This window comes from Chryseobacterium jejuense (genome assembly GCF_017877355.1).
In the GTDB taxonomy this organism is placed as follows: Bacteria; Bacteroidota; Bacteroidia; order Flavobacteriales; family Weeksellaceae; genus Chryseobacterium; species Chryseobacterium jejuense_A.
The window spans coordinates 38,031-50,247 of the sequence record NZ_JAGIPR010000008.1 but is presented as its reverse complement, the minus strand read 5'-3'; the positions used below and the strand labels follow the sequence as shown (position 1 = coordinate 50,247).

At 36.8% G+C, this 12,217-nt stretch carries 12 protein-coding genes; 1 reads left to right on the top strand and 11 read right to left on the bottom strand.

Annotation, left to right across the window (positions count from 1 at the left end; genetic code table 11):
- Positions 1–47: 47 nt before the first annotated feature.
- From J2772_RS16395 to J2772_RS16365, 7 genes are all read right to left on the bottom strand, one after another.
- On the bottom strand, positions 48–587 hold the full coding sequence (locus J2772_RS16395; protein WP_209918588.1) for a 3-oxoacyl-ACP synthase: 540 nt from the start codon (positions 585–587) through the stop codon (positions 48–50).
- Between the two features lies 1 nt (position 588).
- The gene (locus J2772_RS16390) at positions 589–1,740 is read right to left on the bottom strand and encodes a beta-ketoacyl synthase N-terminal-like domain-containing protein (RefSeq protein ID WP_209918587.1); all 1,152 of its coding nucleotides are present in this window, start codon (positions 1,738–1,740) and stop codon (positions 589–591) included.
- The gene (locus tag J2772_RS16385; protein WP_209918585.1) at positions 1,737–2,165 is read right to left on the bottom strand and encodes an acyl-CoA thioesterase; all 429 of its coding nucleotides are present in this window, start codon (positions 2,163–2,165) and stop codon (positions 1,737–1,739) included. Before J2772_RS16385 ends, J2772_RS16390 begins: the two co-directional genes overlap by 4 nt.
- Before the next feature lie 66 nt (positions 2,166–2,231).
- On the bottom strand, positions 2,232–3,500 hold the full coding sequence (locus J2772_RS16380; RefSeq protein WP_209918583.1) for an ABC transporter permease: 1,269 nt from the start codon (positions 3,498–3,500) through the stop codon (positions 2,232–2,234).
- Positions 3,487–4,245: an ABC transporter ATP-binding protein gene (locus tag J2772_RS16375; protein ID WP_209918581.1), complete on the bottom strand. Its 759-nt coding sequence runs from the start codon at positions 4,243–4,245 to the stop codon at positions 3,487–3,489. The genes J2772_RS16380 and J2772_RS16375 overlap by 14 nt, the downstream gene beginning before the upstream one ends.
- A gap of 1 nt (position 4,246) precedes the next feature.
- The gene (locus J2772_RS16370) at positions 4,247–5,242 is read right to left on the bottom strand and encodes a BtrH N-terminal domain-containing protein (RefSeq protein ID WP_209918579.1); all 996 of its coding nucleotides are present in this window, start codon (positions 5,240–5,242) and stop codon (positions 4,247–4,249) included.
- 51 nt (positions 5,243–5,293) lie between these two features.
- Positions 5,294–5,698, bottom strand: coding sequence for a hypothetical protein (locus J2772_RS16365; RefSeq protein ID WP_209918577.1), 405 nt, complete (start codon positions 5,696–5,698; stop codon positions 5,294–5,296).
- A gap of 439 nt (positions 5,699–6,137) precedes the next feature.
- Here J2772_RS16365 and J2772_RS16360 point away from each other — a divergent pair, with 439 nt between their 5' ends.
- Positions 6,138–9,050: an insulinase family protein gene (locus J2772_RS16360; protein WP_209918575.1), complete on the top strand. Its 2,913-nt coding sequence runs from the start codon at positions 6,138–6,140 to the stop codon at positions 9,048–9,050.
- A 217-nt stretch (positions 9,051–9,267) separates the two neighbouring features.
- On the opposite strand, the gene J2772_RS16355 is transcribed toward J2772_RS16360, so the two are convergent.
- From J2772_RS16355 to J2772_RS16340, 4 genes are read right to left on the bottom strand one after another with little or no spacing between them, the layout of a single operon-like run.
- Complete coding sequence (locus J2772_RS16355) at positions 9,268–9,711, bottom strand: ABC transporter permease (RefSeq protein WP_089739202.1); 444 nt, start codon at positions 9,709–9,711, stop codon at positions 9,268–9,270.
- A gap of 6 nt (positions 9,712–9,717) precedes the next feature.
- Positions 9,718–10,149, bottom strand: a complete 432-nt coding sequence (locus tag J2772_RS16350) for a hypothetical protein (protein WP_209918573.1) — start codon at positions 10,147–10,149, stop codon at positions 9,718–9,720.
- Positions 10,149–11,288: a beta-ketoacyl-ACP synthase III gene (locus J2772_RS16345; protein ID WP_209918571.1), complete on the bottom strand. Its 1,140-nt coding sequence runs from the start codon at positions 11,286–11,288 to the stop codon at positions 10,149–10,151. Before J2772_RS16345 ends, J2772_RS16350 begins: the two co-directional genes overlap by 1 nt.
- A gap of 1 nt (position 11,289) precedes the next feature.
- Positions 11,290–12,204, bottom strand: coding sequence for a dialkylrecorsinol condensing enzyme DarA (locus J2772_RS16340; protein ID WP_209918569.1), 915 nt, complete (start codon positions 12,202–12,204; stop codon positions 11,290–11,292).
- Positions 12,205–12,217 lie beyond the last annotated feature (13 nt).

Below are 12,217 nucleotides of genomic sequence, written 5' to 3'. Positions count from 1 at the left end.
AATGACTTATCATTACTACATTTTCAGATTGCCAGATGGTTACATTTTTATAAGGTTAGCAAATATACAAAAGCTTTGTAATTTTCCTGAAATAATTCAACCCAGCCACACAATACTTTATCCGCTTTTCCGGATTGGAGAATCTGCTCAGCATAATCGGTTAAAAATTTTTCATCAAATTCATCCAAAACGAAGAAAGCATTCTCTGTCTGCATTTTGTGCTTAATACTGATTTCACCTACACAAATATTGGGTAAAGTGTAAACAAAAACTGCGGGACTAGGAAAATAATTCTCCTGGGAATTGATACTTTCCTGATATTTGAAATCAGTATCCAAACTGGAGGATTTGTTAGCAAAAACCAGCGCTGTTCTGCTGTGATCTTCTTCTTTTAATAGCATTTCAGCAGAAAGAAAAGCCAATTTACTCAAACTGTCCATTTTGTGGAATTTCGGATAGCTGAGCTCTAAGCTTTTATAGGCTTCTTTGGCAAATTCCGGGAATGTATTGCTTTCGGTTTCAAAAATAAGGTTTCCATCAACGGTTATTTTTGAATGTTCTATGGTGCAGCTGCTTATTTTCTTCATCCTATTTATTTAAACATTTTTCCAGCACAATTGCCGCATTACAGCCTCCAAAACCAGATGCGGTTTTCAGAATATATCTTACGGTTGCTGACTGGTTTTCCCTGATAATATTCAAAGGTTGAGATACACCCATTTCTTCAAAGTTTTTAGAAGGGATCAGGGTATTCTGAAGAGCACTTTCCATAGAAATAATACTTTCCAGCAATCCGGAGGCTCCCAGACAATGTCCGTAATAGCCTTTCATGCTGTTCAGCGGGACATTTTGTAGCTCCATTCTGCTTAATGCGATGCTTTCCATTTCATCGTTATATAATGTTGCCGTTCCGTGGGCTGAAATGAAATCGATTTCTTCTGAAGAAATATTGGCTTCCATCATAGCATTTCTGATACTACCGTATAAGCCGTCTCCTGTTCTGGAAGGGCCGGAAATATGGTTGGCATCATTGATGGCTGAGTCTCCCAATACTTTAAATCTGAAATTTTCATTTTCGGAAGGGTTAGCTGTGATATAAGCTGCAGCTGCAGCCTCACCAATATTGATCCCATTTCTGTTTTTATCGTATGGTTTGCAAGGCTCTGAGCCAATAGCCTGAAATGAATTGAAGCCTGAAATCACAAATTCAGAAATTTCATCTCCCGCAATCACAAAGGCATCTTTATATTTTCCTGCTTGAATCATATTTTTGGCAACAGCAATAGCCATAACCCCGGAAACACAGGCATTGGAAACCACAATAGGTTGGGTTTTAAACCCAAAAAAATCAGCAATTTTCTGAGCTAAGTGTGATAGATAAACTCCTTCCGGTAATTCAGTCTGGTTTTTTAATAAACTGATATTCCCTTTTGTTGTAGAAAGGATGAGAGCTGTGCCTTCTGTTACTTGATGCTTTTCCACCAAAGGTTTTATGCTTAACAGAAGCATTTTTTCCAGTCTTGTGAATTCCTGATTGTTGCTTTGACTGAAAATTCTACCAAATTCTTCATCCAGCTTTTCAGAATCAATCACGGAGGCATAAAAAGCGTCCTGATTTTCTATAATTTTATGTAAAGTAACTCCGGATTCTCCGGCTAAAAGTGCCTTCCAGTTGGAATCCACATTAAAACCAAGAGGAGTTACGCAGTTGTAGTCTGTGATATAAATTTCCTTCTTCATGATAATCCCATTTTATCTTTCCAGTTTTGAAAAAACTCCGGATTGTATAAACATAAACTTCCGTTGCTGTCCAGAAATACCTGAATGGTTTCTCCACTGCATACTAATTTGTCTTCCTGGTTGAAAAGCTCATACTTATAGATAAGTTTAGCTGACACAGAATTGACAAAAGTGGTTACAATTCTGAATGTTTCTCCATATTTTAAAGGGAGAAAATGCTCGCAGGTACTTTTTACGATAGGTGTTACATATCCTGCCTTCTGAATATCAAGGTAAGTAAGACCATGCAGACGTCCAAAAGCTTCTCTTCCGTCTTCAAAATAAACAATGTAATGACCATGCCAGACAATGCCCAGTGGATCTGTCTCATTGAATCGTACTCTTACTTCTTCAGTACAGGTTAATATATTTTCGTTAGACTGCATGTTTTTCTTCCTGAGTTTTGTTTTTGGATGCCAGAAACCTTCTGACAATATTAGTAATAAAATAGATTAAATATTATGAAGCTTTCTTTCGTAGAAAATAGAGATGGATACGGTTGCAATGTAAAATAAAAACAGGAATACCAGCTCTTTGGTAATACCTCCGATTCCGCTGTTTCTTAGAATAATATCATAATAAGCATTCAATCCCCAGTTCATAGGAGAAAATTTGGCTACAGTCTGCATGAATTCAGGCATTAAAAATACCGGAACCCAGATTCCGCCAATTGCTGCCAATACTACTACAGATGTTGCGCCAAAAGGTGCCGATTGTTCCTGGGTATCTGCAATAGTTCCCAATAAGACTCCAAATCCAATGGCCGCAAGTCCAGCGAACAGGGTTACCGTAACAAGCTGGAACATTTTGCCGGATACATCAAATGCCGGAAGATCCATGTATGGGAAAAGATAAATACCTACAGCCACCATTAGTAAGAACTGAATGAGGCAGATAATAAGATAAGTAAATGTCTTTCCTAAAATATGAACGAAATAGGGAGTAGGGCTTATTCTTGCTCTTACACTCGTTCCCTGGCTTTTCTCTTTTACAAGATTGATGGATAAAGGGACAACAATGAAAAAGATGGCGAAAAGCGTCCAGGCAGGAACGTTATGCTGAACAGAATTGGGCATAATGTCCATTTCTCCTTTCGTAGGGGTGATTTCTTTGAAACTGATAAGATTTTTATTCTCTTCAAGATTTTCAGTAGTTCCTAACTGATCCTGAAAGGCTTTGTAGATCTTTTTGTTTTCGATCTCAAAAACCATTTTGTTTACGGAATTCATTACAGAGTTTTTGAATCCAGCATTGGTAGCCGGGTCAAAATACAAATGAATTTCTTTAGCTTTTGGGGTTTCTATTTTTGTCTTTGCAGAATCACCTTCCAATCCAAATGAACTTACAATCGCCTGAACTTTGGAATCAATATTGGAATTTAAATCCTTCGTAAGGTCTTGAGGAATGACAATCGCCATTTGATATTCTCCCGCAAATACAGCATCCTGTGCTGATTTTTCGTTGAAATTGGTCAGCAGCTGGAAGGTCTTACTATTTTCCAGTTCACCTTTTATATTTTTAGAAACTTCAGATTTGTCATTATCAATAAAAATGATGGGGATTTTTGAACCTTCAAGGTTTTTAAAGGTAGAATCCTGAATCAGGGTAATGGTTACAATCAGCAGCAACGGCATTACGAAAATGATGACAATTCCTCCGATATCTCTTTTCAGCAGAAGAATTTCCTTAATAAAACTTCTCCACAGTTTATACAACAACATCTCTTAATTCTTTTCCGGTTAATGAAATGAAAACATCTTCTAGGTTCTCAGCATGGGCAATCTGAGAAACAAGTTCTTCAGGAGTTCCCACAGCGTGAATTCTTCCTTTATCGATAATCGCAATCTTGGTACAGAATTCTTCTGCCTCAGAAAGGTGATGGGAAGTATAGATAATGCATGTTCCGCTTTTATTCAATTCTAAAAGGAAATCAATGATTACTTTTTTAGATTGTACGTCTACTCCTACGGTAGGTTCATCCAAAAATAGAACTTTAGGATTGTGAAGGGTTCCGGCAATGAGATTGCAACGGCGCTTCATTCCTCCTGAGAATTGGCCTACCTGTTTGTTGGCAAATTTTGAAAGTCCCATAATTTCCAGAGAGTCATCAATAGTTTTGGTAAGCTGTTTATGTTTTAAACCATATAAGCTTCCAAAGAACATCAGGTTTTCTTTGGCTGTAAGAGTAGGATAGAGGGCATATTCCTGTGGAACAATACCCATGATCTGCCTGATCTTGAAATTGTCTTTTTGTGGAGATAGTCCGTCAATCGTAAATTGTCCTGAAGTAGGTTTGATTAATCCCGAAAGCATGGAAATCAAAGTTGTTTTTCCGGCTCCGTTAGGTCCAAGAATTCCGTAGATATCGTTTTTGTGGATATTCACAGAGATATCATTCACAGAAAACTCGTCGGAATTTTTGTATTTTTTATATAGATTTTTGATCTCGATCATATTCTCTGCCATATCAGATTGCTTTTCTCAGTTTTTTATAGAAAGCTTCTTCTAAATCTGCAATATGAAGCATTGTTTTTGATAATTCATTGTAGATGTCGCTCTTGGCATTTCTGTTTTTGTAAACTCTGGCAATATCTACGGCAAAATCTCTCCAAAGGTCGCCAATAGAGGTAATTTCTTTTGAAAGTTCTTTTAACTCATCGTTTTTAAGGATAACAGCTGCTTCCTGAAGAAATGCTCCATAAATAAATCTGAAGCCTCCACCTCCTGTACCGATTTCCTCCTGCATTCTTATCAACTGTCCCAGATAATGATTGGTTACTTTTGTTCCTTTCTTTTCTGCCCATTTTGGAATGCTCTTAGCCACCCATCTCATAGCTTTTACTCCAATAAGAGGTACTGGAGCCAGCATGTTTTTGCAGGTATCTTTAATTCCTTTTTTTATGGCTTCTTCCAGATGTACATCTTCCGGAATATAAATTGGATAGTACATGTGTCCTTTTGGAGGAAGTGCTCCCTTGGCATATCTTACTTTTTCGAGTTCTGCTTCTGTAAGAGAAGTGGTGTAATCCATTACCGGATCACTGATAAGGAATTTTCCGTCTTCTTTACCATATACCACAAGATTGTGGGCATTGAAGTGGAATTTATATTCTTCAGGGAAATAGGTAAGGTTGAAAACACCTACCTGAAGTCCTGTAGGGATATTTTGTGCTAAGTTTCTTTCCAGTGCTTTTTGAGCATCCAGAGGGTTTGAGAATTTTTCTCTTTTGATTTTAATTCCTAATCTTTTAGCTGCCTTACTGAAAATAGCACCTGGCATCGGACGATAGCTGAAGCCTGGAGCAAAATTCACCTTTAGAAAGGGAAGATAGACAAAAAACAATCCTGAACCGATTCCGAAGATCATAGGTTCACTTAGCTTCAGTCCTCTGTTAAGCAGTAGATTAGAAGCAACACCGTTTTCGCAATGCGCTGTCTGATGGTGTTCAAAGTTTAATTTCATTTGCAGTTTATATCTTTTTCATAGGTAAATAAAATGGATGTATCACTTTATTTATTTCCCGTCGAATTTTTTTAGTTCATTGACTGAAATTCCAAATGCATCGGCATATTTTTTCAGTGCAGTTTCACTCAGTGTTTTAAATGCTTTGGGTTTAAAATGTCTTTTTACCCTCCATTGCCACATTCCTACATAAGAGGCGAGTACTCCAAGGTCCATTTTATTAAGTTCCATAAAATAAACGATGGGGCTTACAATATTATTGGCAACGCTTTGTTTTGCTTCTTCAATTCTCTCATAAATAAGCTCCATAGACTCATCTAAAGCAGCTTTTTTAGCATCCCAGCCTGTACTGTTTGCAGTTGTATAATTATCATTTTCATCCGTTACATACAGAACTTCTGTCATGTTGGCTGATTTCAGATTACTTTCGTCTTGAGGTAGGTCTTGTTTTTTCATCTGACTAATGTTTAATTTTTTAGGTTCCAGATGAAATAGAGCTCACCTGTTTTTGATTATTTTAATCAGGTGGCTAAAATAGTGAAAATACATAATATGAAAATTGTACTTGCTTTTATGATAGAATTACGTTGAAATAAAGGCTGTATCAGATTTTCTGTTCAAAATTTAATGATAAAGATAATGATTGTTTTTCTCCGGTTTCATTGGGTGTAATTTGATATTGGAATCTCTGTTGTGGTTTATACTATTAAGGGAAATCTTTGTTTTCTTCAGTTTTTCCCTCAGAGATGTTTAACTATTTGATTGTAATGAAATCTTAAGAAATACTGTTAATACTTATGATGCATGTTTATGACGGAGTAAACTGTAACAAGTGTCTCCTGTTATAAGACTAATGGATTAGAAATTTGAATATAAAAATTATTAAATAACCACTATGAAGAAACTTTTTATTTCTGTTTCGCTTTTCTGTATGCTTAGTGCTATGGCTCAGAAATTCGATACTCAAAAACTAACAGATACCCAGGGCTATACGTATGAAACGGTAAAGAATGACCTGGCAGGGGTAAGAGTGTATACCCTGAAAAACGGATTAAAGGTTTATCTGGCTAAAAATGAAGATGCTCCAAGAATCCAGACTTATATTCCGGTGAGAACGGGATCAAACAATGATCCTAGTGATAATACAGGATTGGCCCACTACTTAGAGCATATGGTTTTCAAAGGAACTTCAAAGCTTGGAACTCAGGATTGGGCAAAGGAAAAAGCTTTGCTACAGCAGATTTCTGACCTTTATGAACAGCATAAGGCAGAAAAAGATCCGGCAAAGAAAAAAGAGCTTTACAAAAAGATTGATGAGGTATCTCAGGAGGCTTCAAAATTTGCAATTGCGAATGAATATGATAAAGCTATTTCTTCGTTAGGAGCTACGGGAACGAATGCTCATACCTGGCTGGATGAAACGGTTTACAAAAACAATATTCCATCTAACGAACTTGAAAAATGGCTAAGAGTTGAGAAGGAACGTTTTTCGGAACTGGTACTTCGCCTTTTCCATACTGAATTGGAAGCGGTGTATGAGGAATACAACAGGGCACAGGATAATGACGGACGTTTGGTAAACTATGCATTGATGGAAGCTCTTTTTCCAAAACATCCTAACGGACAGCAAACTACTATCGGTACTTCTGAACACCTGAAGAGCCCATCAATGATAGCTATTCATAAGTATTTTGATACGTATTATGTGCCTAATAACATGGCGGTAGTATTGGTTGGAGATCTTGATTTTGACAAAACTATAAAATTAGTTGACCAATATTTCGGAGCTTTCAAATACAAGGAACTTCCGATGAAAAAGATGGTAACAGAAGAGCCAATGACTCAAATTGTTTCCAGAACAGTAAAAAGTCCATCTACTCAGAGAATGACGATGGCGTGGAGAACAGATTCATACGGAAGCCAGGAAGCGAGACTGGCAGATGTTGTAGCTGAGATTTTAAGCAACAGAGGTGATGCCGGTTTAATTGACCTTAATATCAACCAAAAGCAAAAAACATTAGGAGCAGGAGCTTACGAATCTCCATTCAAAATGTATGGAACGTTTGCATTAGTAGTGACTCCTAAAGAGGGACAAAGCTTTGATGAGGCTAAAAAATTATTATTGGATCAGCTTGATCTTGTTAAAAAAGGACAGTTTCCGGATTGGATGCTAAAAGCTATCGTAAATGATAAAAAAGTTCAGCGTATGAAAGGGCTGGAAACTGCTGATGGTTTGGCGACTGAGCTTTATGATTCTTATATCAAAGGAAGAACTTGGGAACAGGAGCTGGATGAGATCAATCAGTATGAAAAGATCACTAAGGCTGATGTAGTGAAGTTTGCGAATGATTTCTTTAAGGATAACTATGTGGTAGTGTACAAAGAGAAAGGAGTAAATGATAAACTTGTTCGCGTACAAAATCCAGGAATTACTCCTATTAAACTGAACAGAGAAGCTCAATCACCTTTCCTTAAAGATATTTTAAATACTAAGGTTACTGAAATCAAACCGGAATTCATTGATTATAAAACAGCAATTCAGACTTCGAAGGTAAAAGATAAGACCTTAAGTTTTGTAAAGAATAAATACAATGAAATTGCTCAGGTAAGTTATGTTTTCCCTTTCGGAACAGACAATGATAAGGAACTTTCGTTAGCAGGAACTGTTTTCGAATATCTTGGAACAGATAAATATACTCCGGAGCAGTTGAAAGAAGAGTTTTATAAGTTAGGAATTTCTTACAGTTTCAGAACTTCCAACGATCAAACTACGGTTACTTTATCTGGGCTTGAAAGCAATATGAAGAAAGGGGTGGAGCTGATGAATCATTGGATGACAAACGTAAAAGCGGATAAAGCGATTTACAGCCAAACTGTAAAAACAATTCTTGAAGCCAGAGAAGTTGCTAAAAAAGATAAAGTGAGAATTATGGGTGCTCTTTCCAACTATGCAAAATATGGGAAAGACTCAAGAATGACAGATGTAATTTCTAAAGCTCGTCTTGAAAGCATTGATGCTGTAGAGTTAATGAAAAAAATAAAAACGCTGAATCAATATCCTTACGAGGTACTTCTTTATGGACAGGACAAAGCAGGAATGGAGAAAGCGGTACAGCCTTATATTGTAAACGCAAGTCTACAGCCTGCAAAAGCTAAGGAATATGCAGAGCCTGCAACAACTGGAAATGTATATTTCACGAATTATGACATGGTACAGATGGAAATGGCTAAAGTAGCGAAAGGAAGTCCTGTAAATCTAAGCAACTTTGGAAAAGCCAATGTTTTCAATGAATATTTCGGAAGAGGATTGTCTTCTATCGTTTTCCAGGAAATCAGAGAAAGTAAGTCTTTAGCGTATTCTGCCTATGTTTCTTATGCAAATGCTTCAGAAAAAGGGCATGCTAACTATATCACGAATTATATCGGAACGCAGGCAAATAAACTTCCATTAGCTGTAAGTGCAATGAGCGAACTAATGGCGGAGTTACCACAAATTCCAACGCAGTTCGAAAACGCAAGAGGTTCAGCATTAAAGCAGATCGCTTCCAACAGGATTAACAGAACTAATATTTTCTTCAGCCAGTTAGCACTTAAAAAATTAGGGGTTGATTATGACTTGAGAAAAGATACATATGCTGAAATCCAGGGATTGACATTGCCTCAGCTGACTGGGTTCTATAATACAGAAGTAAAACCTGTACAATACAATACAGCAATTATCGGTAAAAAAGAAAACCTGAATATGGAATCTATCAACAAGATGGGAACATTCCAGGAAGTGTCTCTTGAAGAGATCTTCGGATACTAATATTTTAGTTTTAATAATAGGTAAAGTGGAGCAGAAATGTTCCACTTTTTTGTTTGAATAGCCTACTTGTCTGATAGTGAGTGTTCCACGGAATTGTAGAATGTTTCACGTGAAATATGATGTTGTTTACCCTTGCGATCATTACGTTAAAAACTAATCATTAAAAAACAAAAGCTGCACAAAACGTACAGCTTTTATAATCTTTTTCTTTTCTTTTTTACGATTTTACCTCCTGGATAAACAGGTTAATCTCTGCCCGAATCAACAACTCATCATTGTTGAAGGTTTCGCAGAAGATGTGGCAGATATTTTCAAACTGGGAAATCAGTGATGCTTTTGAAATGATCTTGTCATTTACTTTTGGAAGTCCGAAAATCTCAATCTTTTTGATATTGGTGATAAAGCCTATCACTTTGGTATCTGCTTCCGGGTTTTCGAAGAAGCTTTGTCCAAGGATAGATGAGCAGGTTTGAGCGAGGTTTTCAATTAAGCCTGCTTCAGCCAATTCATTGTTATGAACAAAGATATTGTCTTCTTTTATTTCAAAGGAAGTCACTACTTTTTCCTTGGTCAGTTCCAGGATATAGTCTGCCATAAGCATCGGTTCACGATGCGGTAAAAAGTTGTGAATATTGATGATATTTTCTTCCCTGATTTCCATTAAAAGTTATTTTACAGCAGTTTTCATTTGAGATTTTGCAATTACTTCACCATTTAATTTGGTGACGATATCTACAAGCGTTACTCCCATTACTTCATTGAGGATGGTTACCTCAGATTTCAGTTGATCTCCAATTTTAGGCAATATTTCGGCTTCAAAAGATTTAATGGCTCCAATATATCCTGTAGGAGCATCTTTTCCAAGCAGATAATACTTATAACCTGTATGCAGTGCTACACTTTGTGCCTGATGTTCAATAAGCCCTGAAGCCTGAAAAAATCCGTCATGAACAAAAAGATTATCTTCTTTTATTTCAAAACCGGAAATAAGATGGTTTTCAGAATATTCTGACAGCTCATGTACCATTACAAATGGCGCACGTTGTGGGATAAGGCTTTGTACAAAATCTTTATCGGATGTTGGCAGTCTGTTTTCCATTAGCAGACTGTTAATAAAGAACAAGAATAGGCAAATCTTCCACTTTCAGGAACGCAAAGAAGTACTTTTTCTCCTTTTTTCAGTGTTCCGGAGTTCATCAGTTCCTCTAATGCTACGAAGATAGATCCAGCCCCGATATTTCCTATGTCAGAAAGGTTGTAGAACCATTTTTCAGCAGGAAAATCCATCCCTTTTTTAGCGAATTCTTCTTTCAATCCATCTTTGAAATAGCCTGAAGAGATATGGGCCAATACATGGTCAATTTTTTCAGGATCCAGATTATGTTTATCGAAAGAAGCTCTTAAGCTTTCAGCACCTTTTACGAGAATATATTTATCAAGGATTTTAGTGTCTTGTTTAATGGCGAAAATAGAGTCCTTCAACCAGGAATCAGATGGATAATCTGCCCATGATTTTAAGCTTCCGTCTTCCTGCTTTTCACATCCTGCATACATACATGCTTCGATCTCGTGAGCATAAGAATAGAAATCAATGAATTCCACTCTTAAAGATATACCGTTTTCTCTAGGTTTATTTTCTAATAAGAAAGCACCTGCTCCGTCAGAAAGCATCCATCTAAGGAATTCTCTTTTGAAAGCGATGATAGGTCTTTCTTCTAATAATTTTAAATTTTCAGCTTCATGGTTGAATTTATCAGCAGTCATCCATGCAGACATTCTTTCAGAACCTGCACATACAGCACTTTCCTGTACACCGGCTCTTACAGAAAGGAATCCGTAGTTAAGGGCATTCATCCCTGAGTTGCAAAGTCCGGTAGCTGTATTGATCTCAATCGATTTCCCGATGTTCAGTTCACCATGAACCATAGAAGCATGTGAAGGCTGAATCTGATCCGGAGAAGTAGTTCCCACGGATAATAATTTCATATCTTCCTTTTTGAAATTCTCATCAAAAAGTCCTTCGATTGCCTTTGCAGTAAGCTGTGCATTGGAGTGTGTAGGATTTCCTTCTTTATCTAAAGCGTAATATCTTGTGGTGATTTTATTATTTCTTAAAATAAGTGATCTGGCTTTAGAAGGTGCGTCATTGATAAGCCCCAGATATGTTTCCATTTCCTCATTTGATACCGGTTCATTGGGTAAAAATTTTGAAGCTTTTGTTATAAATACGTCGTACATTCTATTTTAAATTAATTCCTTGTAAATATCTTTTTTGTTTTTGTCTTTTAAACCAAAATATAGGGGTTGTAAGCAGGTGTAACACCAAAACGACAGGTGAGATGATCCATATCGCAGCCATCAAATATACCTTAAAGAATTTTATCAGCAATGGGCGTTTCTCTTTTTTCTTGATAATCAGATGAGACCATACTGTGAAAATCTTGTTCCCTACCTTTTCTACACGCACTAAAAACGGACGGATTTCAATAGCACCATTTTTTACAAGATCTGGTTGTAAATTTTCCAGGTCATTGTTTTTAAAATGCTTTTCGATAATCTCTCCATATTTTACAGAACCTGTAATTTCTTCCTCCGAAACTCCTGCTGCCGGAAGCATACCAGATTTTTCCTTTTGTCCTGTGGTCAGCCAGCGAAGAATAGTCAGTACGCTGGTATAATTATCATGCCGGTCTACTAGTGCAATATTCCCTACAAGTTGGGCTTTTAAGTCTTTTAAATATACTTTCAGTTTTTCCTGAGAAAGCATCCACATATTTCGGGTTCCGGAAATGGTGACTACAGGAGTGTCTTTCAGGATGCGCTCTGCATAACCACTTTTCAAAAATGAAATAATCGGGATAGAGGGGGTGAGATACCACACCTGATATCCGAACAGGATGAGGTCATACTTTTTGTTAAGGATTTCTTCTGAAGGCGGTACAATTTCCTTAGGTATTTGTAAATAAGATTCCGGAAAGGTGTTGAAAAAAACATCACTTGGCCACGGAAAAGGAAAATCTTCCTTTAGCTTAATATTATAATACGTAACATCATATTCTTCCTTTTGAGTTTCAAAAGGCTTGGCAATATTTCTCACAATATCCTCCAGCTGGCCGGTTTGAGAATAATATATGACAAGGATATTTTTTTTCATGGAATCTTTTTAG